Annotated in this window: 19 protein-coding genes; 11 read left to right on the top strand and 8 right to left on the bottom strand. The window is 52.3% G+C overall.

All coding sequences use genetic code 11. The annotated features are described in order from the left end of the window. Positions 1-183: 183 nt before the first annotated feature. The 3 genes from miaB (at position 184) to IX84_RS19730 (ending at position 3,853) form a co-directional block, all read left to right on the top strand. Entirely contained in the window at positions 184-1,626 is a 1,443-nt protein-coding gene (gene miaB / locus IX84_RS19740) for a tRNA (N6-isopentenyl adenosine(37)-C2)-methylthiotransferase MiaB (protein WP_044224753.1), read from the top strand. Positions 1,627-1,661: 35 nt separating this feature from the next. Next, entirely contained in the window at positions 1,662-2,972 is a 1,311-nt protein-coding gene (locus IX84_RS19735; RefSeq protein WP_044224750.1) for a sigma-54 interaction domain-containing protein, read from the top strand. Positions 2,973-3,073: 101 nt separating this feature from the next. Beyond that, on the top strand, positions 3,074-3,853 hold the full coding sequence (locus tag IX84_RS19730) for a hypothetical protein (RefSeq protein ID WP_044224748.1): 780 nt from the start codon (positions 3,074-3,076) through the stop codon (positions 3,851-3,853). 219 nt (positions 3,854-4,072) lie between these two features. Here the strand turns inward: IX84_RS19730 and IX84_RS19725 are convergent, their stop codons facing one another. After that, positions 4,073-4,498, bottom strand: coding sequence for a hypothetical protein (locus tag IX84_RS19725; RefSeq protein WP_044224745.1), 426 nt, complete (start codon positions 4,496-4,498; stop codon positions 4,073-4,075). Between the two features lie 87 nt (positions 4,499-4,585). Next, complete coding sequence (locus tag IX84_RS19720) at positions 4,586-6,106, bottom strand: bifunctional ADP-dependent NAD(P)H-hydrate dehydratase/NAD(P)H-hydrate epimerase (RefSeq protein WP_044224740.1); 1,521 nt, start codon at positions 6,104-6,106, stop codon at positions 4,586-4,588. Between the two features lie 14 nt (positions 6,107-6,120). On the opposite strand from IX84_RS19720, the gene IX84_RS19715 reads away from it, so the two are divergent. The 5 genes from IX84_RS19715 to IX84_RS19695 all read left to right on the top strand — a co-directional run bounded on the left by IX84_RS19715 (position 6,121) and on the right by IX84_RS19695 (position 12,241). Beyond that, the gene (locus IX84_RS19715; protein WP_044224737.1) at positions 6,121-7,209 is read left to right on the top strand and encodes a CaiB/BaiF CoA transferase family protein; all 1,089 of its coding nucleotides are present in this window, start codon (positions 6,121-6,123) and stop codon (positions 7,207-7,209) included. Positions 7,210-7,273: 64 nt separating this feature from the next. Continuing rightward, positions 7,274-8,179 carry a mechanosensitive ion channel family protein gene (locus IX84_RS19710; protein WP_044224735.1) on the top strand — a complete coding sequence of 302 codons (906 nt, stop codon included), beginning with the start codon at positions 7,274-7,276 and terminating at the stop codon, positions 8,177-8,179. Between the two features lie 59 nt (positions 8,180-8,238). Then, positions 8,239-8,754 (top strand): PA2169 family four-helix-bundle protein, encoded by a 516-nt coding sequence (locus IX84_RS19705; protein WP_044224733.1) that lies wholly within the window; start codon positions 8,239-8,241, stop codon positions 8,752-8,754. A gap of 55 nt (positions 8,755-8,809) precedes the next feature. Further along, entirely contained in the window at positions 8,810-11,092 is a 2,283-nt protein-coding gene (locus IX84_RS19700) for an AAA family ATPase (RefSeq protein ID WP_044224730.1), read from the top strand. A gap of 3 nt (positions 11,093-11,095) precedes the next feature. Further along, complete coding sequence (locus tag IX84_RS19695) at positions 11,096-12,241, top strand: DUF819 family protein (protein ID WP_052516231.1); 1,146 nt, start codon at positions 11,096-11,098, stop codon at positions 12,239-12,241. Here IX84_RS19695 and metH read toward each other — a convergent pair. Further along, the gene (metH, locus tag IX84_RS19690) at positions 12,229-15,906 is read right to left on the bottom strand and encodes a methionine synthase (protein WP_044224724.1); all 3,678 of its coding nucleotides are present in this window, start codon (positions 15,904-15,906) and stop codon (positions 12,229-12,231) included. The two genes, IX84_RS19695 and metH, sit on opposite strands and share 13 nt — an antisense overlap. A gap of 195 nt (positions 15,907-16,101) precedes the next feature. On the opposite strand from metH, the gene IX84_RS19685 reads away from it, so the two are divergent. Continuing rightward, complete coding sequence (locus IX84_RS19685) at positions 16,102-17,097, top strand: HU domain-containing protein (RefSeq protein WP_044224721.1); 996 nt, start codon at positions 16,102-16,104, stop codon at positions 17,095-17,097. Between the two features lie 45 nt (positions 17,098-17,142). Here IX84_RS19685 and IX84_RS19680 read toward each other — a convergent pair whose 3' ends face one another. The 4 genes from IX84_RS19680 to IX84_RS19665 all read right to left on the bottom strand — a co-directional run bounded on the left by IX84_RS19680 (position 17,143) and on the right by IX84_RS19665 (position 21,945). Continuing rightward, a complete protein-coding gene (locus tag IX84_RS19680; protein WP_044224717.1) occupies positions 17,143-18,633 on the bottom strand; it encodes an MFS transporter in 1,491 nt (496 codons plus the stop codon). Positions 18,634-18,665: 32 nt separating this feature from the next. Beyond that, complete coding sequence (gene pulA / locus IX84_RS19675) at positions 18,666-20,675, bottom strand: type I pullulanase (RefSeq protein ID WP_052516230.1); 2,010 nt, start codon at positions 20,673-20,675, stop codon at positions 18,666-18,668. A gap of 86 nt (positions 20,676-20,761) precedes the next feature. After that, on the bottom strand, positions 20,762-21,361 hold the full coding sequence (locus IX84_RS19670) for a hypothetical protein (protein ID WP_044224714.1): 600 nt from the start codon (positions 21,359-21,361) through the stop codon (positions 20,762-20,764). A gap of 2 nt (positions 21,362-21,363) precedes the next feature. Then, positions 21,364-21,945, bottom strand: a complete 582-nt coding sequence (locus tag IX84_RS19665; RefSeq protein ID WP_044224711.1) for an RNA polymerase sigma factor — start codon at positions 21,943-21,945, stop codon at positions 21,364-21,366. Positions 21,946-22,109: 164 nt separating this feature from the next. On the opposite strand from IX84_RS19665, the gene IX84_RS19660 reads away from it, so the two are divergent. After that, the gene (locus IX84_RS19660; RefSeq protein ID WP_044224699.1) at positions 22,110-22,682 is read left to right on the top strand and encodes a coiled-coil domain-containing protein; all 573 of its coding nucleotides are present in this window, start codon (positions 22,110-22,112) and stop codon (positions 22,680-22,682) included. Between the two features lie 29 nt (positions 22,683-22,711). Further along, the gene (locus IX84_RS19655) at positions 22,712-23,743 is read left to right on the top strand and encodes a PspA/IM30 family protein (protein ID WP_044224697.1); all 1,032 of its coding nucleotides are present in this window, start codon (positions 22,712-22,714) and stop codon (positions 23,741-23,743) included. A gap of 906 nt (positions 23,744-24,649) precedes the next feature. Here the strand turns inward: IX84_RS19655 and IX84_RS19650 are convergent. Beyond that, positions 24,650-26,215 carry a M28 family peptidase gene (locus IX84_RS19650; RefSeq protein ID WP_044224690.1) on the bottom strand — a complete coding sequence of 522 codons (1,566 nt, stop codon included), beginning with the start codon at positions 26,213-26,215 and terminating at the stop codon, positions 24,650-24,652. Between the last annotated feature and the right edge of the window lie 105 nt (positions 26,216-26,320).

The raw sequence follows: 26,320 nt of genomic DNA, 5'->3' as shown, positions 1-26,320 counted from the left end.
GCGATTTTGGCTGAACCCGGTGTGCCCGGAGTTGTTAAGGTTTTCATAATAAGTAGTGGGGCAAAAATCAAATACACAACTTTCGAGAAGCCCTTAGACAAATTACAAAATCTACCTGCCAAATTGTCACTCAGCCGGTGAATTTATTTTATCTTTGCCGACTACTTTGAAAACGGGACGACGATGTACGATGATAATCCAACCTTGGTCGGCTTGACCAAGACCATAGACGAACAGCGACAAGGCGAAGCTTTTTTTCAGGAGCAGGCCGCAGAGGCCCACCCGGAAGGGGTTCGGCATTTCTACATTGAGAGCTACGGCTGCCAGATGAACTTTAGCGACAGCGAGATTGTAGCGTCCATTTTGGGGCAGGAAGGATATCAGTCTACCCGCAATATGGAAATTGCAGACCTCATCCTCATCAACACCTGCTCTATCCGGGAAAAAGCGGAAGATACCGTACGCAAGCGGCTGCGGGTGTTCGACAAGGTAAAAAACAACCGCCCCGGCACTTTGGTAGGTGTCCTTGGCTGTATGGCAGAGCGGCTGAAGACCAAATTGCTGGACGAAGAAAAGCTGGTAGACCTCGTCATTGGCCCGGACGCTTACCGTGACCTGCCCAAACTGATTGCTACAGCCGAAGACGGGGACAAAGGCATCAACGTCTTTCTTTCCCGTGAAGAGACCTACGCCGACATCAACCCCATGCGCCTCGACAGTAATGGCGTGACGGCTTTTATTTCCATCATGCGGGGCTGTGACAATATGTGCTCCTTCTGCGTGGTGCCTTTCACCCGTGGGCGGGAACGGAGCCGCAATGCGTTCAGCATCGTAGCGGAAGCCACTGATTTGTACGAACGGGGCTACCGGGAAGTTACCCTGCTGGGGCAAAACGTCGACTCCTACAAATGGGAAAACCCGGAGACCGAAGAAACAGTCACCTTTGCCAATCTCCTGGAGATGGTGGCACTAGTCCACCCTGACCTCCGCATACGGTTCAGCACTTCTCACCCGAAAGACATTACGGACGAGGTGCTCTATACCATGAAAAAGTACGATAACATCTGCAAGTACATCCACCTGCCGGTACAGTCTGGCAACAGCCGTGTGCTTGACCTGATGAACCGGACTTACGACCGGGAGTGGTATATGAACAAGGTACGCCGCATCTACGAAATCATGCCTGACTGTGCGATTTCCTCCGATATTATCGCCGGCTTCTGCAGCGAAACGGAAGAAGAGCATCAGGAAACCCTGAGCATGATTGAATTTGCGAATTACAGTATGTCCTATATGTTCTACTACTCAGAACGCCCCGGCACAATGGCTGCCCGTAAGTATGAAGATGACATCCCACTTGAGGTGAAGAAACGCCGCCTGCAGGAAATCATCCGTTTGCAAACGCAGGTATCCTTTGCCCACAACAAGCAGGACATCGGTAAGACCTTCAAAGTATTGATCGAAGGCGATTCCAGGAAGTCTGATCAGCAGTTCAAGGGCCGGAATTCCCAGAATAAAATGCTGGTTTTCGACAAACAGCCTGGTTACCAACCCGGCGACTACTGCTACGTGAAAGTAAACGATGCCACAAGCGCCACCCTGATTGGCGAGATGGTACAGGCCTAAGCCAGATTTTTCATACCGAAAACCAACTACCTTAAATGGACGCCAACCTCCAATCCATTAAACAACGCTTTGGCATCATCGGGCGGTCTCCCCTACTCGACCGCGCGCTGAGCACTGCCGTCCGCGTATCAGGTACAGACTTGTCTGTACTGATTACCGGGGAAAGCGGTGTGGGCAAGGAGGTATTTTCCAAAATTATTCATGCGCTGAGTGCCCGCAAGCACAACAACTTCATTGCCATCAACTGCGGGGCTATTCCGGAGGGTACGATTAACTCAGAGCTGTTCGGACATGAAAAAGGGGCCTTCACCGGGGCTACAAGCGAGCGTAAAGGCTATTTTGAGACTTATGACGGAGGTACGATTTTCCTGGATGAGATCGGCGAAATGCCCATGGATACGCAGTCTTTTCTGCTGCGCGTGCTGGAAACCGGAGAATTCATCCGGGTAGGTGCCTCCAAGGTGCATAAAACGGATGTGCGCATCATTGCGGCTACCAATGTTTCCCTGCTGGAAGCGGTAAAGAAAGGTAAGTTTCGGGAAGACCTTTACTACCGCCTGAATACCGTGCCCATCAGTGTACCGCCGCTGCGGGAACGACGGGAGGATATTTACATGCTCTTCCGGAAGTTTGCTACTGACTTTGCCGAAAAGTACCGCACCGCCTCTATTCAGCTTGATGAAAAAGCCCGCCTGATGCTGGAAAACTACAGCTGGCCAGGTAATATCCGGGAACTCAAAAATGTGGCGGAGCAGGCGTCGGTTATGGCAGAGGAGAAACTCCTGGATGCCGGGCAGCTGTTGCAGTATGCACCTCAGCTCAGCCGCCGCAATCTTCCAATGATTGCCGATCGCAAAGGAAACGATGGAGATGGAGTAAGCATGCAGGAACGGGAAATCTTCTACAAGCTCATGCTTGATATGAAGAACGACCTGAATGACTTGAAAACGCTCGTTTTTGAGCTCATCCGCAATAACGACCTCCGCGTGCCGGATGCAAGTGATATCCGCAGCCTGCAGGCGCCTTCCTCCGACTACCCGGGTACGAATGCGGCCGACAAACGCGACGTCACCGACTTTCTCCACGACTACCACGATGACGACTTCCCGACTCAGGATTTGCCCGATAGCGTCAAGCCTATCATTCTCAACCACGATGATCCGGAACAGCAGCAACACTACGCTCAAACGGAAGAGCTGGAAGAGAATCTTTCGCTGGAAGACAACGAAAAGGAGCTCATCTATAAAGCCCTGCGCAAGCACAATGGCCGGCGAAAGGAAGCAGCTTCCGATTTAGGTATCTCAGAGCGGACCCTTTACCGCAAGATTAAGCAGTACGGGTTATAAGCCCGTTTATGGTCTCCATTTTAATTTTATGTAAAATTTCCTGAAAAGACCGTTCATTTACGGCAGACCTGCTATCTTTTGCATCTAAAATGAGTGCAACTATGGATCTCAGGAAAGAACTGCTGCCCGCAATGGAGCGCCGACTGCTCGGTTTTCTCAACCACATTGATGATGCCACTGCCTTATCTGATGCTATCCGCGACCGTCGGCAGGAAAAAGGCACGGGGATTGGAGAGAAGGTCGCTGACCGCCTGCTTAAAGCCCGCACTGAGCTGCCCGGGCGCCGTTTTGAGGATCTCCGGCAGGTGGAAACGGTACCTGGTATCGGTGAAGATAAAATACTAGACCTCATGCATGCTTTCAAACAGCCGGCTGCACAGGCTTTCCGCAGCAATATGTACAATGGGGTGATCCTCAGCAACTGGGAACTGGAGTATTTTACTTCTATTTTTGAAGACGAAACTGCTTTTCAGGAAGTGATCGACTCTAAATCCAGCCTTGCTGAATTCGTAGGCGAGCAGGTAGAACAAATTTCCCTGGAGCGCTACAGCAACAGCAAAGCGGCAGAACTGGCTGGCGAACTGGTGGAACGCTGCTACGATGAGCACTTCCCAGATTCTCATTTCGGTGCCTATGCCCTGGCGCTTTGGTTCTATCAGTTTGATGCCGACAACTGGTTCTCCTTCGAGCGCGTCTTAAAGGAAACCGAGAAGTACCTGAACTTTTACCCGGAATGGGAGGACCGTCTGGAGCTTCATTTGTATAAAGGCTTCGATAATACGGGGGTACTGGTTGACCCGGTCACTCAGGTGGATCTGCCTGTAGTGATCAACCGGGGTGAACGGGCGGTGACGATTTGGACTTGCCAGCTGAATGATTAGGCTTCCCTCCTTATTGTGAAAGCCGTACCGCAGAAGGGCAATCCTGAACATCACTAATACACTTTATACTGTTGGTGGCAGGCGGAGTTCTGTGGCCCTGTTTTGAAGCTCCAACCCTATCAGGCGCTACGGCTCTTGGTGCCCGGTCCGCTCAAATAACCGGGCCTGCAGTCAGTAAAACCCTAAGTACCCGTCTGATAAATGAGCGCATGCTCAACGTTACTCAATTAAGGGTACGCCCAGATAAACCTTAATCTCCGGAGAAAGCCGCACCCGTACTTTAACTACAAGCGGATCGTTGAGGTTAGCCAGTGTCCGGCGGTGCAGATTGTAAGTGGTCCGTATGGTGGTAAAGACAGAGACAAGGGCCGCATTCTTGCGCGTCTCCTGAATAATTTCATCCAGTCGTTCCGGCCGGAAATCCTCATGCCGGCCTACCATTTCGACTTCCAAAGCAGGGCTAATAGCCACACTAAGGGCAAAGCTGCGAATTTCAAGCCCGTAGATTTCCAGTTTAGGGAAGACCGTTAGCCATTCTTCGATCAGTTGGAAGCTTTTTTCTTTGGCGCCTTCACCGAACTGTGCGGCTTGTTCACGCAAGGCCCCGGTAGCATCATTTATCGCTTGTTTGAATTTGTCGATCATGGCAGTTCTTACGGTTGTTGAAGGGCCAATTTAGAAATTGCAAGCTTCTTTCATTCTGTTTTTCTCTGAACCGCCCTGCTTTTTAGATTAATGGCGGTTGCCGGCTTTACGCAATTGCTGGTAGGCCAGGCCCAGGGCATCCGGGATGTCGCCGGCGATCAGGGATTCCTCGCTTTCCCGTTGCAGGGCACAATCGCCGGCCAGCCCGTGCAAAAAGACGCCAAGCAGGGCAGCTGCTTCCGGTGTATAGCCTTGCGCCAGCAGCCCGGTAATTATACCTGCCAACACATCACCACTGCCACCGGTAGCCATGCCGGCATTCCCGGTGCTGTTGAAGTACGAACGCCCATTGGGGAGGGCGATACTGGTATGCGCGCCTTTGAGCACAATGATTACCCCGTGCTCCCGGGCTTTACGGATTTGTAGTTCGTGGCGTTTGAAGTGATTGGGGGTGGGGCCAAACAAGCGCTCGAATTCTTTGGGGTGGGGCGTGAGGATACTCTGGGAAGGAAGTGCTTTCAGCAAATCTGGCTGTGTGCTGATTATATTCAGGGCATCGGCATCGAGGACGAGTGGCTGATCGGCCAGGGCAATGAGTTGGGACAGTGCTTTTTGCGTAAGCGTGCCCTGCCCAAGCCCGCAGCCTATGCCTATAGCCTGATACGCATCGAGTTGCGGGACTTCAGTGAATTGGAGTTCGTGCCCGTCCAGGCTGACCATGGCTTCCGGAAGGGCCGTTTGGACGATGTTATAGCTGATTTTGGGAACATGCAGGCTCACCAGCCCTGCACCAGACCGCAATGCACCACGCGCAGCCAGCAGGGCAGCTCCCATCTTGCCATAGCTACCCATGATAAGCAGGGCATGCCCGTGGGTGCCTTTGTGAGAAAACTTAGCTCGTGGCCGCAGTAGCGTGCACGCTGTTTCTTCCGTCAGATAGTAGTTGGAAGTTTCTGCCTGAGCGATGGCTTCAGGGTGCAAGCCGATTGACCGGACCGTCCACTGGCCTACCCTTTCAGCATTTTCCGGAAAAAGGAAAGCCAGTTTAGGCAACTCAAAAGCAAAAGTACGATGCGCGTGAAAAGCCACTCCGGTTGTGGATTGGTCAGCGTAAACGCCCGATGGAATATCAATAGCCACTCTGTTTACATTCAGGCCATTGAGGTGTTGTAGCAGATCGCCCCAGTATCCCTTTACAGGACGGTTAAGCCCCGAACCAAACAGGGCATCAATGACCAGTGCCTCTTCCGGTAACTCTGGCATCGGGTCCCCTTCAGCAATGGGGCTGGCTCCGATAGCGCCATGCCCGGGCAACCGCTTCAGGTTGGCTTCAAAATCCTCCGACCGGTTGGGGCTAATCCGGCAGGTATGCACCCTCACATCGTACCCCGAGTGATGAAGCAGCCGTGCTGCCACAAGACCGTCTCCGGCATTATTGCCAATCCCGCAAAAGATATGCACCGGCCGTTGTTGGTCCGGATAGGCCTGAATAAGCCACCGGGTGAAGCAGGCTGCCGCCCGTTCCATTAGTTCGAGGGAGGAAATCGGCTCGTGATTTATGGTATATGCGTCGAGTTCCCGAATTTGAGCAGCAGAACAAATTTTCATAAAATATTTTTCATTTGGATAAGCAACAGTTTTTCGAAGGGCTCAGAGTAGTTGAGCTGGCCAGCGTACTGGCGGGGCCTGCCATCGGATTGTTTTTCGCCGAGCTTGGTGCAGAAGTGGTTAAGGTTGAAAATGCCCGGACCGAAGGTGATGTGACCCGCCGCTGGAAGCTGCCCTCAGAACCAGCTGAAGCGGATTACTCCGCCTATTACTGTAGCGTAAATTACAAAAAAAATGTTCGAATGATCGACCTCTCTGCCCCTCAGGGCAGAGCGGAAGTCCTGGAGTTGATCGCAGATGCGGACATCGTGGTGAGCAACTTTAAGCGGGCCTCTGCACAAAAGCTGGGCATGGATTATGACACGCTGTACGAGCACAACCCTGCCTTGATCTATGCGCAGTTGGATGCATTTGGTGCCGACGACCCCCTGCCCGCTTTTGATGTGGTGCTCCAAGCCGAGGCTGGCTTCCTGTATATGAATGGCGAACCAGGCCGGGACCCGGTCAAAATGCCCGTAGCCCTTATTGATATTCTGGCCGCTCATCAGCTCAAAGAAGCGGTACTCCTGGCACTGCTGCACCGCTACCGGACCGGCAAAGGGAGTTTCGTCTCCACTTCTCTCCTCGATGCAGCTATTGCCTCGCTCGCCAATCAGGCTACCAACTGGCTAATGGAGGGGCATATCCCTCAGCCTATGGGCATGCAGCATCCTAATATAGCACCTTACGGCGATATCTTTTACGGTAGTGATGGCAAGCCTCTTGTCCTGGCAGCGGGTACCGAAGGCCAGTTTACTCAGCTTTGCCAATGCCTTGGCCTGCCGGAGTTAACGCAGGATGAGCGCTTTGCCAGTAACAAAAGCCGGGTACAGCATCGTAGCCAGCTTTGCGATCAGCTGCGCCCTGCCTTTGAACGGGCTGACCGGGCTGCATGGATGAAGAAACTGGGAGAGGCCGGGGTGCCTGTAGGGAGTATTCGCAACATGCGCGAAGTCTTCGAACGGGAGCAGGCAAAAAACCTCATCCTGGAAGAGCCTATGCCTGATGGGCGCAACAGCCGAAGGGTAGCTACCGCTGCCTTTAAGTGGAAGCCTGCAGGCTGATTTGTCAGGGATGAACATCTCGGGGCTGTCCCCGTTCAAAGACTGAACAAACCCAACTTGTACCTTGAACGACTTCAATGCCTCGCTGGAAGCTTTTTGGAACACACTAGAGGGGTGGCTGGAAGGATTAATAGCTAATCTGCCTAATATCATTTTAGCTGTCCTCGTACTGGTCGCTTCCATCTTCCTGTCCCGGTTCATAAAGACATATGCAGGTAAAGTAGTGTCCAGATTCTCCGGAAATCATACCATCAACGGGCTTTTGGCCAACATCATCACTTCCGGTTTTTTAATGGTAATGCTCTTCGTGGTCCTGGGGATTCTCGGTCTCGACCGGGCGCTGACCTCCCTGCTGGCGGGTGCCGGCGTGGTAGGTCTGGCCGTTGGCCTTGCCGTTCAGGAGCCACTCATGAACCTGTTCTCAGGTATCCTGATGTCAACCAAATCCCTCTATAATGTTGGTGACCTGATTGAAACCAATGGTTACTTTGGCAAGATCAGGAAAGTCAACCTGCGCTCAACCATACTGGAGCAGCTGAGTGGGGAGGAAGTGCTTCTGCCTAACAAAAGTATTATTCAAAATCCCCTGACAAACTATACCGTATCAGGCCGGCGCCGGTTAGCACTGAGCTGCGGCATTTCCTATGGGGAAGACCTCGAAAAAGTGCGTGCGGTAACCGTCAAAGCAGTAAAAGACAACGTAGAATATGACGAGCGTTTTCCTGTAGAATTCTACTACGAAGGCTACGGCGACAGTTCCATCAATTTCATCGTACGCTTCTGGCTGGCCGACATCACGCAGAAAGGGCTGCTTAATGCCCAAAGCGAGTCAGTCATCGCCATCAAAAAAGCCTTCGATCAGCATGATATAATGATTCCATTCCCCATCCGCACACTGGATTTCGGCATCAAGGGAGGCGAAAAGCTGAATACCATGCTGAAAGCATCTGCTATGAACGGTAAAGAATAGCCTTGCCGGGCCTTTTTAATGACTCGCTTTCTCCATCACAAAAAAACAACAATCAAATTATGGCTAACAATCAAGATAAACCCTGGAATAAGAAACGTTACGACGCCAATACGCATGCCTCCGGCATAGCATTAATCAATAACCTCATGATGCGCAACAAAGATGCGGAAGAGCGTTACCGGGAAGCTGCCGCAGTAGCAACCGATGAGAGTCTGGTGCAATACCTGGAAAGCCTCGCTCGCTATCGGAACAGCCTCTATGAGCCGCTTTTTGAGTGGATGAATGCACTGCCACCCACGCCTATGCCCATCAGCAAGCAGTCCCGCTCCTACTTGTACGAGCACTGGGGCGATTTCCGGGAGGCTCTGCTGCTCAACAATAAATCAAAGGTTGTAGAATTCTGCGAGGATAGTGAAAAGAAAATCTCCAGAGCCTACCGCGAAGCCGTTGCCCAAACTGGTGTGCCAAAAGATATCAATGAATTCCTCAACAAACAGCTGCAGCACATCCTTAAAATACGCCGTAAAGTAGAGCGTATGGAAACGGTCCCTATGCTCCATGACAATGACTTTTAAGCGGCCGTTTCAGGTCTGACAGAAATAATTATCTTAGCCGGGAATAATTCCCGGTATGGAAAAAATTATATATCCGCTGCTTTATTATCCTATTAACGAAGACACCCTGCTCGGGCAGCTCGTAGGTACGGATATTGAAGCTGTGGACAGTAGCCTGGCGGGGTTAAAGAAGACTTTGCTATCCTACCTTCAGAAGCAGTATAAAAAGTACGATGACTACCCGCCATCGGAAATTCAATCCCCCCGGCTGAAAATGGTCGAGCTTCAGGTACGCCCCTCCTACCGGTCTCAGGGAGGGGTATTCCCGTTGCCGGACACGCTAAAAATCCGGTTGCCCATCGTTTACGGCGCGGTAGAAGATGGGCATTATGAGTGCCACATTCCCACCTTTCGCGAAAATTTCTTCTATTACGAGCCTAAGCAGTTTGATGCCCTTGTACAACATGCGAGCCTCACCCTGCTCAATCAGGCTACCCCTGAGAAGCTATACCGCCTGATGCGTTACCCCAAACCTGTGCTGGACCATGTAGAGCTCAGGGTGAATTATGAAAGAGAATACTTTTGGGGAGGCTGGAGCCATGAGCGCACCTACGAAGTGCTCAACCGGCTGGCAGAACCTTATCCGCCCACCAAGAGCCAGCAGCGTAGCCTCAGTGTATTTCCGGACGCCGCCTGGGAACGGGAAGAAGCCGTTGCGCAGGCAATGGATAAAATTGCAGGCACCCGTTCCAATGTCCTTATTGTCGGGCGGTCCGGCACTGGAAAAAGCGCGGTGCTCACGGCAGCACTAAAACGCATCAGCAACCAGTCCCGTAAACAGCAGCTGGGATACACTTTCTGGCGCATTATGCCACAGCGAATAACGGCAAGCGCTAAATACCTGGGCGACTGGGAAGAAACGGTAGAAACCCTGGTGGAAGAACTCAGCATGGCAAACGGCATTATCTGGGTGGAACAGATGGTGCAATTGCTGCAGACCGGGGGCGAAGGGCCGGAAGACAGTGTAGCGGCTTTTTTAATGAACTTCCTCCAGCAGGGAAAGCTCCATATGGTCGGAGAGGCTACGCCACAGGAACTGGAAAGTATGCGCAGGTTACTGCCCGGATTTGCAGAGGCTTTTCAGGTTATTGAAATAGGGGAACTAACGGAGCAGCAGGTCAGTAAAGTCATGAATGAGCTGGCTAATTATGCCGCCCAAAACCTGAAAGTGGATATTCTACCGGAAGCCCGGGAGTTGGTTTACCGGCTGCTGTTACGATACCACCCCTATGCCAGTTTTCCCGGCAAAGCAGTCAGCTTCCTGGGGCAATCCCTGAATGAAGCCCGGTCCAGGCAGGAGCGGCAAATTGGCAAAACGGAGGTTATCCGGAATTTCATCCAGCAAACGGGCTTGCCGGAGTTATTTCTAAGGGATGAGCTGCCGCTGGACCAGAAAGCCCTAAAAAGCCACTTTGAAGCCCGGATTATTGGCCAGCCACAGGCTGTAGATGCCCTCACCCGGGTCGTCAAAATCTTCAAAGCCGGGTTAAACAACCCTCATCGCCCCATCGCCTCCTTTTTGTTTGCCGGACCTACAGGCGTTGGCAAAACAGCGAGCGTGAAAGCCTTGTCTGAGTACTTCTTCGGCAAAGGCCAGCGCCAGTCGCCTCTGATCCGAATAGACATGAGCGAGTTTCAGCATCCGGAGCAACTCACCAGGCTTATCGGGGCGGGCCGGCAACCCGGTCAGCTCGTTAAGGAAGTCCGGGAGCGGCCCTTCTCTGTCCTCTTGCTGGATGAGGTGGAGAAAGCGGACCTTTCCATCTTTGATGCGCTGCTCGGCCTGCTCGATGAAGGCGTGCTGGTGGATGCCTACGGACGGGAAACCAATTTCCGCAATACGATTGTCATCATGACCTCCAACCTCGGCGCCAGCAACCGCTCTGTGCCTGGCTTCGGAGATAAATATCCCGATGCTGCAGCTTACCGTTCGGCAGTGGAACGCCACTTCCGCCCGGAATTCGTAAATCGTATTGATGAACTGGTTGTTTTTGAATCCCTGAAAGCCAAAGACATTCTCAAAATCACTGAGAAGGAACTGGAAGGCTTAAAAGGCCGGGAAGGGTTCCAGAAGACCGGGCTGGAGGTACAATTCGAGCCTGCGCTGGTCCACTACCTGGCCCGTATCGGTTTTGACGAGCGCTACGGGGCACGGCCTCTTCAAAGGGCGCTGGAAGACCATGTGGTGATGCCGGTGGCCAGATGGATGCTTAAACATCCTGTAGACCGTCCCGGCCGGTTGATCATAGGCTGGTCTGACCGTCAGCAGCTCACCTTAAACTACCTGCCAAAAAAATAACTCATGCCCTGGATTTTGCTGCAAGGTGCGATCTTGCTGGGGGTTCCTTTCCTGAGCCGCAGGCTTGCCCGCCGGGGGCTGTTGCCGGACTGGCTGAGCCCGGTGGTGCTCTGCTATGCAACAGGCATTCTTCTCAAGAATACCAGCCTTTTCCCGCTCAACGATCCGTTCTCAACTACCGCTACGGAGGTCGGGATTTTGTTTGCAATTCCACTTCTGCTTTATGCAACTGACCTGAAACGGTGGTTATCCCACGCAGGCAGCAGCGTGCTGAGCTTCGGGTTGTGTGTGCTGAGTGGTGTTGTGGCAACGTTAGCCGCAGCATATTGGTTCCTGAATGACCTGCCGGATACCTGGCGGCTGGCAGGTATGCTCGCAGGGATTTACACCGGAGGTACACCCAACATGCAAGCCATCGGGCTCGCACTGAAAGCACCGCAGGAAACCATCATTCTGGTAAATGCGGCAGATGTGCTGCTGGGTGGCGTGTACCTGTTGCTGCTCACTTCGGTGGTGCCCAAATGGCTGAAAGCTGTACTGCCGGAGTTTCAGCACGACAAGGCAGCAACGGCGGACGAAACAGAAACTGACCCCTACCAGGCATTCAGCTACGGGCATGCCATCCGTGCGATAGGCTTAACGATGCTGGTGATAGGCAGCGCTCTGGGGCTAACCTGGCTGGTCTACGGCCAACTGGGCCAACTGGCGTTTCTCATCCTGATGCTGACGAGCCTGAGCCTGGCAGTGTCTTTTATACCCACCGTCAGGAACTGGGAAAACACCTTCGAGACCGGTGAATACTTTCTGCTGATTTTTTGCGTGGCTCTGGGCATGCTGGCCGATTTCCAAAGTATTCTTGAAAAGGGGCTGGGCATTGTTCAGTTCACAGCAGTAGCCCTGCTGGGCACTATCCTTTTGCACCTGCTTCTGGCCCGGCTTTTCCGTATTGATCGGGACACTTTTCTTTTTACCTCCGTAGCTGCCATCTACGGCCCCCCGTTTATAGGCCAGATCGCCAGCATCACCGGTAACCGGCAGCTAATCCTTTCCGGCATCGCCATGGGATTGCTGGGTTATGCCATTGGCAATTACCTGGGCATCGGGCTGGCTTATCTGTTGCAATGGCTGTTGCAGGCTTACACATCATAATTCAGCACCGGAGCCAGCCAACGTTCTGCTTCCTCCACTGACATTCCTTTGCGGCGGGCATAGTCCTCCACCTGATCTTTACTGATCTGCCCCAGGCCAAAGTACTTCGATTCCGGATGAGCGAAGTAGTAACCACTCACCGAGGCAGCCGGGTACATAGCATAGGACTCGGTTAGCTGGATACCGATATTTTCCTCTACCTTCAGGAGTTCCCAAATGGTCCCCTTTTCAGTATGCTCCGGACAGGCCGGGTAGCCGGGAGCAGGGCGGATGCCCTTGTATTTTTCCGCGATCAGCGCTTCATTATCCAGCTCTTCCGACTGGTCATAGCCCCAGAATTCCTTACGTACCCGCTGATGCAGGCGCTCCGCTAAGGCCTCCGCAAGCCGGTCAGCCAGCGCTTTAAGCATGATGGCATGGTAGTCATCGTGCTCCGCTTCAAAGCGCTTGATGTGAGGTTCGATCCCAATGCCTGCCGTTACCGCAAAAGCGCCGATATAGTCAGGCCCGTCTTCCGCCTTTCGAATATAATCTGACAGGCTCAAATTAGGCTGGCCGGGTGCTTTTTGGCGCTGCTGCCGCAGAAAATGAAGCAGGGCTTGCTGTTCTTTCCGATCCTCACCGGTAAATACGGCGACAGATTCCTCACCCACTACATTAGCAGGGAACAGCCCAAATACAGCTTTAGCGGTCAGCCACTTTTCATCAATAATCTGCCGGAGCATGCTGCGGGCATCATTGTACAGTTTTTGAGCTTCGATACCTACAACTTCATCTTCCAAAATCGCCGGGAACTTGCCTTTGAGCTGCCAGCTGCTGAAGAATGGCGTCCAGTCGATAAATTCAGTTAAATCTTCAAGATTGTAATCTTCGATCACCTGCAAGCCAGGCTGTGCAGGCTTAACGGCAGGGGTGGCGGCCCAATCCAGCTCCAACCGGTGCGCTCTCGCTTGTTTCAGGGTATGGTACTTTTTGTTGGACTTTCGGTTGCCGCGCAGTTCGCGTACCCGTTCGTAGTCCTTGCGGATGTCCAGCACGTAGTTGCTCCGTTGGCTTTCATTTTCGTTGAGCAAACTGCTGACTACTGATACGCTCCGGGAGGCGTCCAGTACGTGTACAACGGGGCCGGAGTACTGAGGCTCCACTTTTACTGCGGTGTGGGTTTTAGAAGTCGTCGCCCCGCCAATCAGCAGTGGCACGGTAAAGCCCTGCCGCTCCATCTCCTTTGCCACATGCACCATCTCATCCAGCGAAGGCGTAATCAGTCCACTCAGTCCGATAATGTCTGCACCGGTTTCCTTTGCCTTGGCGAGTATTTTGTCTGCCGGGACCATCACGCCCATGTCGATGATGTCGTAATTGTTGCAGCCCAGGACCACGCCGACGATATTCTTACCGATATCGTGTACATCGCCCTTGACGGTGGCCAGCAGGACTTTGCCTTTACTGCGGTCTTCGCCCGCTGCTTTTTGAGCTTCAATATAAGGCGTAAGATAAGCCACGGCTTTCTTCATCACCCGGGCGCTTTTCACCACCTGAGGCAGGAACATCTTACCTTCCCCAAAGAGGTCGCCCACTACATTCATGCCATCCATCAGCGGGCCCTCAATCACATCAAGAGGTGAAGGCAGCTGTTGCCTGGCCTCCTCCGCGTCCGCTTCAATGTGTTCGGTGATGCCACGCACCAGGGCATGTTTGATGCGCTCGTGCAGAGGCGCTTCCCGCCAGGCCGTATCTTTTTTGAAGGTCCGGCCGCCATCGCCCTTTACGCTTTCGGCAAAGTCGGTGAGGCGCTCGGTAGCATCTTCCCTTCGGTTGAAAAGCACATCTTCCACCCGTTCCAGCAGGTCTCTGGGTATCTCATCATATACTTCAATCATGCCGGCATTCACAATGCCCATATCCATGCCCGCTTTGATAGCGTGGTAAAGGAATGCAGCATGCATAGCTTCCCGGACTACGTTGTTGCCCCGGAAAGAAAAACTGATATTACTTACTCCACCGCTGACCTTTGCGCCCGGGCAGCGCTTCTTGATCAGACGGGTGGCTTCGATGAAGTTAATGGCGTATTCGTTATGCGCCTCTATACCAGTGGCTACTGCGAATATATTAGGATCGAAGATGATGTCTTGTGGACGGAAGCCTACCTGTTGGGTGAGAATGTTATAGGCCCGCTCGCAAATGGCCACCTTGCGCTCGATGGTGTCGGCCTGCCCTTCTTCGTCAAAAGCCATGACGACCGTTGCGGCACCATAGCGCCGAACGGTTTTCGCCTGTTGGATAAAGGCCTCCTCCCCTTCCTTCAGGGAGATGGAATTGACCACGCACTTGCCCTGAACGCACTTCAGCCCCGCTTCGATGACGGAGAATTTGGAAGAGTCGATCATAATGGGCAGCCTGGCAATATCAGGTTCGGCCATGACCAGGTTGAGAAAATCCGTCATTGCTTTTTCAGAATCCAGCAGCCCTTCATCCATATTCACGTCAATGATCTGTGCTCCGCCTTCCACCTGATGCTGGGCTACGGAAAGAGCCTCGTCATACGCCCCGGATTTAATCAGGCGTGCAAACTTTCGGGAGCCGGTGACATTAGTCCGTTCTCCCACATTAACGAAGTTGGTCTCGGGGCGGATGATGAGTGGTTCCAGCCCGCTAAGCAGGGTGTATTCCGGAGATGGGGAGACCTGGCGCGGAGGTAAACCGGCTACAGCCTCAGCCATGAGCTGAATATGCTCAGGGGTAGTCCCACAGCACCCCCCAATGATATTGACGAAGCCACTCTCCGCAAAATCCCGGATGTATTTTTTCATTTCTTCCGGTTCCTGGTCGTATTCTCCAAATTCATTGGGCAGGCCGGCATTGGGATAAGCACTAATGAAGCAATCGGCCATATCGGAAAGCGCCTCAATATGCGGGCGCATTTCCTGTGCACCCAACGCACAATTCAGCCCCACACTAAGCAGCGGCATGTGGCTGACGGAAATCCAGAACGCCTCAGCAGTTTGGCCTGATAGCGTTCTTCCGCTGGCATCCGTAATCGTACCCGACACCATGACAGGCAGTTCCCTGCCCCGTTCCTCATGCAACAAGTCAATAGCAAAGAGAGCCGCTTTGGCATTGAGCGTATCGAAAACGGTTTCGATGAGGAAGAGGTCGGCTCCGCCATCCATAAGGCCTTTGGCCTGCTCGTAGTAATTGTCCCGCAGCTCATCGAAGGTAACCGCCCGGTAGCCGGGGTCGTTAACATCAGGAGATAGCGAGGCCGTGCGGTTAGTCGGCCCTATAGCACCAGCGACAAACCGGGGGCGCTCCGGGTTTTTAGCCGTAAATTCATCGGCAGCCCTGCGGGCAGCCTGCGCCGCCTTGAGGTTGATCTCGTAGGCGTATTCCTCCATACCATAGTCGGCCTGGGCAATACGGGTACCGCTGAAAGTATTGGTTTCAATGATGTCCGCTCCGGCTTCCAGGTAAGCCTTGTGGATCGCCTCTATGATTTGGGGCTGGGTAATGGACAAAATATCGTTGTTCCCCTGAATATCCCGGGGCCAGTCTGCAAATCGCTGGCCACGGTAGTCAGCTTCCTTAAGTTGGTACTGCTGAATCATAGTGCCCATAGCACCGTCAATGACTAGAATTCTTTGCTGGAGTATATCGCGGATCGACATGAATGCGTTAAGTTTTGAAGGATTGACCACAGCAGGTATAACAAATACCCTAAATTGTGGTTGCCAAAGGTAGCATATATTGGAAAGTGGCCAAAATTGATTAGCTTAGTCAAGTGAGCATTTTAATGCCTAAAGGCGTACCTTTGCAGAGCTGAGGCGGCACAACCGCCCGGAATACAGCAAAAAGCAGCAGATATGGAAATGGATATAGGTAGTTATATCAGTTTACTTCTTTACAAAAATAAGGCCGTTGCCCTGCCAGGGCTGGGCAGCTTTGAGGCTGCCTATCAGCCTGCAGTAATTGATCAGGTGCAGGGGGAGTTGCACCCACCGGGGAATACCATTTCCTTCAATCCCAATTTGGTGAGCGATGATGGCCTGTTATGCAGCATGATTCAGGACCGCTACGGCCTGCCGGCTACAGATGCTGCAAAGACGCTTGAGGATTACGTCCATGAAGTAAAAGAAGCGATTGGGCGAAGAGAAATTGTCGTCTTCCCCAAAGTGGGGCGCTTGTACCGGGACTATGAAAACAATCTGCAATTCTTACCTGACGGGAATAACTACGATGTGGAATCCTATGGGCTGCCCACGGTAAGCTTCTATCCGGTAGCCCGGTCCCACCGGGCCCAACCGGTGAAGGAACAGCCTGGAAAAACAGCCGCACGCCCCGTATCGGCGAAAAAAGCACAAGCCACGAACAATGGGCTGATTGCAGCTATTGGAGCGGCAACAATCGTGGTTGGCGTAGCCATCTATTTCCTGCTCTTTGGTGCTGATCAGACACAGGAGCAACCCCTGCACCCTGTGCCGACTTCAAGAGTGAACGTGCGGCCGGGTGACGAAGCATCAGCTAATGCGGCTCCGTCAGAGAACGAAGCTGTGGCGGAATCAGAAAACAAGGCGGAAAGCTCTTCCGAAAGAGCGGAAAGCACAGATACGGAACAGCCTACACCTGTTCCCGGGCAGCAGTCTTACGTCATTATTGTTGGGGTCTTTGGCAACCCGGATAATGTAAAGCAACTCATCGACGACATCTACGATGCCGGGTACGAACCCTATACCGAAAAAGCAGGCAATCTGACTAAAGTAGGCGTACAGCGGACTTACCGCTCCGAAGCCGAGATTGAAGCAGCGATTCAGGATGTGCGTAAGCGGTTTACAAAGGATGCCAAACTGTACCGGTGGTAGGTGAAACAGGAAACCAGCTATGAAAAAATGCGGGTTTCCTGTTTTCTAATGTCCTGCCGGCGCAACCGCTGCTGCGTCTCCGGTCTGTTCTTCCTTAACCATAAGCCAGGCCAGGGCAGAAATACCGAGCGTCACGCCACATACCACGAAGGTGATGCTCTTATTTTCGGCGTTGCCAATCAGCTGCCCCACACCTAAACTGGCAACTAGCTGAGGCAACACTACCGACAGGTTGAACAGCCCCATGTAAAGCCCCATTTTAGCCTGATCCACTTTTTGCGACATGATGGCAAAGGGCAGGCTCACGGTAGCTGCCCAGCCGACGCCCGCCACGCCCATCAGCACATAAATGAGCGTTGGGCTGATACCCGGCACCAAAAAGCTGAAGTACCCAACCGCCATCACAGCAATACAGGCAAAGTGTACTTTAACGCGCCCAAATTTATCCGCCATTGGCTCCAGAACGGTTGCAGGCAGGATGGCAGCAACCGCATTAAGGACCAGGAAAGCAATTGAGACCACCCGGCCCATTTCGATTTTAATGTCTTCAGGAATCACATCGCCCGCCCTGAAGCCGTACACATCGTGCTGCACGTAGGAAAACATGTAGACAAACATGGTCTGCACCCCAATCCAGGTGAAGGAATGAGCCGCCAGTACTTTCTGAAAACCGATCAGCCCCGCCTCTGATTTACGCTTCCCGGTTTCACTCTTGAGCAGGGCTTGTATCATCACCACCGCAGTAAGCGCCAGGCAGAAGCCCTCCACAAAACCCGGCTCCCGGTCAATATCCATTATCCGTAAAGTCATGGCATAAATGGCATAGACCAGGAATCCCCAAAGGGGCCGTATGGCATTCAGCGTTTCCGAAAGGGAAAAGCCTGGTTTCGTTTCGTTTTCCTCTTCCGCTCCGGAACTCTTAAGCACCCGGGGTTCTTCTATAAAAAAGACGGGCAGTACCGAAAGGACGAGCACCAGGCCAGCTCCGAAATAAATGAGTACAAAGTTGTTCCAAATGGCACCTACCGCATAAGCCAGTACGCCGAATGTACCCGAAATGGTCTGCATCCAGGTGTATCCTTTGGTGCGTTCTTTGCCCTCGGGGGTAACATCTGCAATGATGGAGCGTGTAGGATTAAAGCTCACATTGATGGCCAGATCAAGGGTTAGCGCTACAATAATAGCAATGCCCAGAATAGACTCCGCCCCCATTGCATCTGAAATGACTCCGATATTAGGCAGCGCCAGAAGCATAAGCGCCGCCAGTACACCGCCAATGAGTATGAAAGGGCGCCGCCGCCCATTCAAAAACCACACATTATCACTGATTACACCGATGAGGACCTGTCCGATAATGCCCGCTATGGGGCCGGCAGCCCAAACCAGTCCAATGTCCTCTATTTCCAGGTGGTACTGAGTGCTGAGAATCCAGCTCAGGGCAGAAATCTGTACCGAAAGAGCAAAGCCCATGGCGGTAGCGGGAAGGCTGAGGTTGACATAGAAGAAGTTCGTCAACCGCTTTTGCATGTCCAGCATAGTTCGCTTGTTTTTTGTTTGTTATCAGAAGGTTACTGGTAAAGCACCATAGCGGTTCTGCCCGGGATCTGCAGCACACCTCCTTCTATGGTGCCGAGCCCTTCCGGGCTTACCTGCCCGCCATCCACGGCAATAGTCCAGGCTCCTTCCGGGATGTTGACACTCTGATAGTCTTCATTGCCGTTGAGGACGACAACAATATTGGACCAGTCGTCTCCATTAGCTCCGTCGGCAATCTGATAGGCGATCAGATTACTGCTTTCGCCTGTATCCAGAAAGGCCAAATGTTTCTTCACTTCAGCCGTGGTCCGCATCCGGAATGCCGGATGGGCTTTACGCAGCGCAATGAGCCCTTTGACGTAGCCGTTGACGCCGGCGTACTGTGCTTTGCGCGGCCAATCCATCTGATTAATACTGTCCGGAGATTCGAAGGAGTTTTCCACGCCATCCTTAGTACGCAGAAATTCCGTACCCGCATGCAGAAAAGCCGTCCCCTGGGAAGTCAGTACCGTAGCCAGGGCGAGCTTATGCATTTTGATGCGTTCTTCCTCGCTGTCATCAGGGCAGGACAATGCCAGCCGGTCCCAGAGGGTGTGGTTGTCGTGACAGGAGACATAAGTCATCGTCTGTGTGGGGTGAGCCGCCCAGGGGCTGTCCGAATAGGCCACTTTTTGATAATCCACCTGTGGGTGGGCCGTGGAGGCTACGATGCCGAACTTTACGTCTTCTTCCCGTCCGGGCTTACCGCTGACAAAACCTTTTTCTTCATGTTCAAAAACGCTGCCCTTTAGCCCGTCCCGGATGTCATCACTGAAAGCGGCCACATCCGGCATCTGAGCGACTTTGGCTTTCAATGCCCGATGGGACACCGGAAGCGGGCTGTCCCCGGCTGTCCAGCCTTCGCCGTAAACGATGATGCTGGGGTCGATATCGGCAAGGGCTTCCGTAACCTCGTTCATCGTTTCAATATCATGAATGGCCATGAGGTCGAACCGAAAGCCGTCCATATGGTATTCCTCTGCCCAGTATTTTACGCTTTCCACGATGAACTTCCGTACCATAGCCCGCTCGGAGGCGGTTTCGTTGCCACAGCCGGAAGCATTGGAAAAGCTGCCGTCTTCATTGTGGCGGTAGTAATAGCCGGGCACAAGTTCGTTGAACAGGGAGTTCTCCGTGAAGCCGGTGTGGTTGTAGACAACATCCAGCACCACCCTTATGCCTTTATTATGGAGGGCTTGTACCATGGTTTTGAACTCCCGGATACGGGAAGCCCCATCGGCAGGGTCCATGGAATAGCTGCCTTCCGGCACGTTATAGTTTTGAGGGTCATAACCCCAGTTGTAGCGTCGTTCTCCTTCCGGCTTGCTTTCATCAATAGACCGGAAGTCGAAAGCAGGGAGAATATGGACATGGGTAACCCCGAGATCAGCGATATGGTCCAGGCCAGTGGGCGTACCATCCGGCGTGGTGGTCCCGGTCTCTGCCAGCCCGAGAAACTTCCCTTTGTTCGTAATGCCCGATTCAGGGTGGATGGATACATCACGGATGTGCAGTTCATAAACTACGGCATCGGTGATAGCATCAAAAGGCGGCCGCTTGTCCTCGCTCCAGCCTTCCGGATTGGTGGCATTGAGGTCAATCACCTGCCCGCGCATGCCATTAGTGCCTACGGCTTTGGTGTAAGGGCCGGGCACCGGCTCCCGCCAGTTGTCCTCTACCTTGACCTGGTAAGCGTAGAAGGTACCCAGGAGGTCCTCCTTGAATGAGGCCGTCCAGGTGCCTTGTTCTGCAGGCTCCATTTCGGTGGTACGGGTGGGATCTCCCCCCAGCGGCTGACTGTAAAAATGGAGGCGTACGGCCTGAGCAGCGGGCGACCACAATCGGAAGCCGGACGACTCAGGCGTGTAAGTCAGCCCAAGGTCATTACCGGTATAAACCGGGTAATCATCATAAGAATCGTACTGTGGAGGCAGATAGCCTTCGGATTGGCAGGAGGCCACAATCATACTGGTAGCAATTAGGATCAAAAATGAACGGAGCATGGATTCAGTTTTGTCCTAAAAATAGATAAACTTGGCTGATCAGGGCATAAGAAAAATAGTCTTTAGCAAAAAACCCTGCTCCCGCACTAATGCATCATAAGTAAAAGCGGGGTATTCTCTACGGTGCCCAGCGCAGACCGCCTGGCCCAACCGGGTGTATCTGAAACGGGCTGGGGCAGCATTTTTTCGGTTGGCAACTGAGCCGTAGCGGTAGCGGCAATATTGGTCTCGCCTTCTTTAGGCGCCTTCAGCTGATCATCAGCCGTAAATACCGCCAGTGCGGTATCGGCTACTATTTGCGTTACCTTTTTAAACCATATAGAGTCATTAGCTTCCCAGACTATAGCTGGGGTTTGAGCGTAAACCGGGCCAAAGCGGACGAACTGCCCCATGAGGACCATACAGGCGGCAATGGCTGCGGCTTGCCAGAAGGGCAGGGTGATGGTATGAAGCGGTATGTTGCGGCGCTGATGCTTTTGCCGGAAGGCCCTCATCAGGTTGGCTTTGAGGGATGGCGGCGGAGTGGGCACCTCTGCCAGTGACTGACCGGAAAGGACGACCTGACGGAGCTGTTCGTACTCCTGTTGCCCGCAGGATTGGGCAACCTGATCGCGCTCGGCCTTGGTCAGTTCCTCATAATCTTTTGTAGCCAGTAAGGCTTCGATATTGTTGGTCAATGGCTCCATAACTATGCATTTGGGCCCAGCACACAGCTGAGCAGTTCGTTCAATTTTTTAAGACTGTAGTGCAGGCGTGACTTGACGGTGCCGGGCGGGCAATCCATAATTTCGCTAATTTCCTGCACCGTCAAACCTTCCTGGTAGCGCAGCAAAAAACACTCCCGATGGTGGGGGCGCAGGGACTGCACGGCTTTCTCAATATAGGTTTTGCGCACCTCCGCGTCAAGATCTGGCAGTACTGCCATGGAAACTGGCGTATGATTGGCATCGTGCAGGGAGGCTTGCAGTGGCTGTTTAGCTTTTCTGCGGTACTCATTCTTAACCAGGTTGCCAGCCACGGCATAGAACCAGGTAGAAAACCGGCGCCCGGTGTCGAAAGCCTCCGGCTGTTCAATAATTTTGAGAAAAAGCTCCTGTATGAAATCGTGCGCCATTTCTGCCGATTGCCCCAGCATGCGGTAAAAGTACCGGTACATGCGCTGACTGTAGCGGTCGTACAGGGCGTTGAAGGCAGACTCCTGCCCCTGCTGTATACGTTGCATCAGCTGTTCATCGGTGGGTATAGCCTTAGATTGCTTCTGATCGGGCATTCCGTGCCTGTGTTTAGTATGGAATACACGCCTTCTGTACGGGCGTTCAAAAAAATCGGAAAAAAATTGTTATATCGAACTTCCATCCGGGATCATCGAAAATATACTGTGGTTTTCCGGCAATTTCTTTTAATTTGTAGCAACAGTAAAAAACTTTCGACTAAATGCAAAAAGACCTGAAATCGCTTTTTGGCGATCACCACGGGCTGGATGAAAGAAGTGTAAGCGCGCTGACCCGCGCTTTGGCTAATGAAAACCTTCCAGGCTTCGATTATATTGAGTTCAAACAGGCACTAGCCCGGCTACGCGAAATGGACATGGATGAGCCAACGGCTTTCCGTTCCGCCTACGCAACGGCCTCCACGATGGGACTGACCAAGGAAAAACTCCTGAAAACGGCCCTGCACTATAAAAAGGTACTGGACAATGAAAATGAGCACTTTGAGGAGTCGCTCAAACGCCAAATGGAGCAGCGCGTCAAAGCCAAGATGCAGGAGGTGGAGAAAATGAAGAAGCAGGTGGCGGATTTTCAGGGCAAAATTGAGGAGCTGGAAAACAAAATCAAGAGCCTGGAAGCCAAAATCAAACAGGGAGAGCAGACCATTGCTTCTGCCGATGAGGACATTCAGGCTGCCAAGGACAAATTGCTTTCTACCAAAGATGCTTTCCAGCATGCCCTTCAGAGTATTTCCAATGAGATACAGAAGGACATTGAAAGCATGGAGTCGTACCTTTAATTTTTTGACAAAACCATACCGATATAACTATGGCAACATCATCGCCAAATTTTGATCAATCTGAATTCAAGCAGAAGTCCTTCTGGAAGCGTCCGGAAGGCGTAACCGGTGCGATTTTCCTGGGTGCCCTGATCCTGGGCGGCGGTTACTTGCTGGCCGTCAATATGGCTGCTATTCTGGCACTGGTCCAAAATACGCTTTACCTGGCTATTCTGCTGGCCGTGCTGGCAGCGGTGGTCTACATGGTCCTGGACCCCCGCATGCGCAACCTCATCTGGTACATGTACAAAAGCGTGATGCGCAAAGTCACCGGCATTTTTGTACAGGTTGACCCCATCGGCATTTTGAAGAGCTATGTGGAGGACCTATCCAACAACCTGGTTAAGATGCGCAAGCAGATCGGCATCCTCCGGGGCCAAATGCGTAAACTGCAAACCCTGGTGGAGGAGAATACCCGCACCATCGAGGAGCAGATGAAAATGGCAAGTGCTGCAAAAGAGAAAGGCATGGACAGTCAGGTCGTCCTGGCGACCCGAAAAGCAGCCCGTTTGAGGGACAGCAATGAAAAGTATACGTCCCTCCTTAACCGTATGGATGTGATGTTCCGCATCCTGAAAAAGATGCACCAGAATTCTGAAATCCTGCTGGAGGATACCAAAGATCAGGTGCAGCTCAAAGAGCAGGAGCGCAAGGCCATCCGTACTTCCCACTCCGCTATGAAATCGGCCATGAGCGTCATGTCGGGCGATCCGGACAAGCGGGCTATGTTTGATGCAGCCATGGAGGCTATCACCGACGATGTGGCCAATAAGGTGGGCGAAATGGAGCGCTTCATGGAAATGTCTTCCAACGTCATGAACTCCATCGACCTGCAGCAGGGCATCTTCGAAGATGAAGGACTGAAAATGCTCGAACAATGGGAAAAGGAAAGCACCCTGATGCTGATGGACGGCGATTCTTCCAGCTCTGATACGCTAAACCTCGATTCGCCTATGGCGGAGCCGGAGCAGCGGAAGCAGGGCGGCAGCAGGAAGGAGGGGTATGACACCTTTTTTGATTAGCATGGATTAGGTGGGGCTTCTCATCGGCTGCCGTAGCTATCAACTCAGCGATGGTATGCCCGGAACCGCCTGATTATTGTTTAAGATTAGGCGGGTCTTTCCCAGAACCGCCTAATTTGTTACCGCTTAAAGTTAGGGCATGCTGGTAAAGCCTACCCTAACTGTTATTAATAGATTAGGCGGGTCTTTCCCAGAACCGCCTAATTTGTACCGTTTAAAGTTAGGGCATGCTGGAAAAGCCTACCCTAACTGTTGTTAATAGATTAGGCGGGGCTTTCCCGGAACCGCCTAATTTGTACCGTTTAAAGTTAGGGCATGCTGGAAAAGCCTACCCTAACTGTTGTTTAAGATTAGGCGGGGCTTTCCCGGAACCGCCTGATTTGTACCGTTTAAAGTTAGGGCATGCTGGAAAAGCCTACCCTAACTGTTGTTTAAAATTAGGCGGGGCTTTCCCGGAACCGCCTAATTTGTACCGCTTAAAGTTAGGGCATGCTGGCCCGCTTTCGCTTAGCTATAGCGGACAGGGTAAAGCCTACCCTAACTGTTGTTAATAGATTAGGCGGGTCTTTCCCAGAACCGCCTAATTTGTTACCGCTTAAAGTTAGGGCATGCTGGTAAAGCCTACCCTAACTGTTGTTAATAGATTAGGCGGGTCTTTCCCAGAACCGCCTAATTTGTACCGTTTAAAGTTAGGGCATGCTGGAAAAGCCTACCCTAACTGTTGTTTAAGATTAGGCGGGGCTTTCCCGGAACCGCCTAATTTGTACCGTTTAAAGTTAGGGCATGCTGGAAAAGCCTACCCTAACTGTTGTTAATAGATTAGGCGGGTCTTTCCCAGAACCGCCTAATTTGTTACCGCTTAAAGTTAGGGCATGCTGGTAAAGCCTACCCTAACTTAAATTATCCTTACCGGACCACCACCCGCTGCGCACTAAAGTGGTGCCCGTCACCGAGCTGCAGCCAGTAAACGCCTGTGGGAAAATTGCCTACAGGTATACGGAGGCTGCCCATAGTGGGATCATGCTGCCCACTCCATACTGGTTGCCCTTTCACATTATACAAACGCAGTTCAAGCTGCATGGGCTGGCAATCACCGAAGCGGATGGTGAATTCCTCCTGCGCCGGATTGGGCGAAAGGAAATAACTGCACGGGAGTTCATGCAGGTGCTCTGCATCCGTAATTATAACATTACTGGCAATGGCTTCACCACTATGCATGGGTTCCGCCATCATAGCAGCGGTAGCAATGACGGCTTTCACTGCATTTGCCATAAAGGTGAAGTCGAGGGTGCCAATCGTGTCTGAAGGCTCGTGGTAATGCGGGTTGCGGAAATCTGCACCATCGGTAAGCATGAGTGCAGGGATGTTGGCTTCCCAGAAAGAACCATGATCACTGCGCAGCAGGTCAGGCACAAGCAGTGGATTAACAACACTCAGCCCAATCACCCGTAGCTCCGGTACATAAGTTGCTGCTGCTGTGTTGAAGGCATTATACAAGGCATTCCCAAAAACTGGCCCCACATTGATTAGAAAATTGCCCCGGTTGGCATCAGACTGTACTTCGGCTGCCGCTTCCGGAAAGACCAGCTCAAAACCAGGCGGAAAATCCTGGCTGTCAGGTACATCGCTGTAGTAGCCGATCATTTCCATATTGAGTACGCCTTCGATGGCTTCGTTCCCGGACAGGTGCTCCACATAATACATACTGCCATCCAGTCCGGTTTCCTCAAAGTCAAAACCAATAAACCGCAGGCTTTTACGGAAGTGATAAGGCGAGAGAATACGGGCAGCTTCGAGTACACCTACCGTAGCAGTACCATTGTCGTCAGCTCCCGGAGAATCGCTGACGGTATCATAGTGCCCGTCGATGATAATGACGTTGCTGCTCTGCGTTTGGCCCCAATGGTCGCCAATGATATTCTGGCCGGTGGTGCCCAGATTGGGGAAGTTTTGCCGGAAGGTCTCCAATCCATAATCCAGAAAAGCCTGCTCCAGGGTATCGCGGCAGCGGTTCAGATTATCTGGATTCGTAATGTAGTGCCGGATGCCAGCGATATGCTCCATGCGGGTTCGCAAAAATTGGCTGTCTACCTGCGCAACCAGGTCTTGAATAGGGACGTCGTAGCCATCATCAGCAATGATTTTAAAGTCATACGTATCGCTGTTGCCGATTTCACCTGCGTAATTCCAGGTCATCTGCAAGCCCTCACCCGGAGCAACCGGAAAACCAATAGCACCAGACACATTCTCCGCATGGATACTGAAGTTAGAGCTGCCAGAAGGAGCGGCGCGAAGGAAGACTTCGAGCTCGGTGTCTTCAGCATCTGCCAAATCGTAGGTAATGGTCAAAGTCTGTGTTTCCTGGTTGAGGTCTACAGATTGTATAATGAGCTGAGGAGGCTGGTTTTGAGCGCCAATGCAGATACTGCATAAGCTCAGTGCCAGAACGAGAAAGTACTTTCCTGTTATCATATTCGGGGTTGAATTAATTAAAAGATGAAAATACGGTATTTGTCTTCCATTCACAAGGGCGGGATTGATTGTGATGGGATTATTGGATCTGGGCGTCACTGATTT

Origin of the sequence: Phaeodactylibacter xiamenensis, assembly GCF_000759025.1 — a bacterium.
Lineage (GTDB): Bacteria > Bacteroidota > Bacteroidia > Chitinophagales > Saprospiraceae > Phaeodactylibacter > Phaeodactylibacter xiamenensis.
Note: the sequence above shows the minus strand (reverse complement) of the source record. Positions and strands in the feature narration are given on the sequence as shown.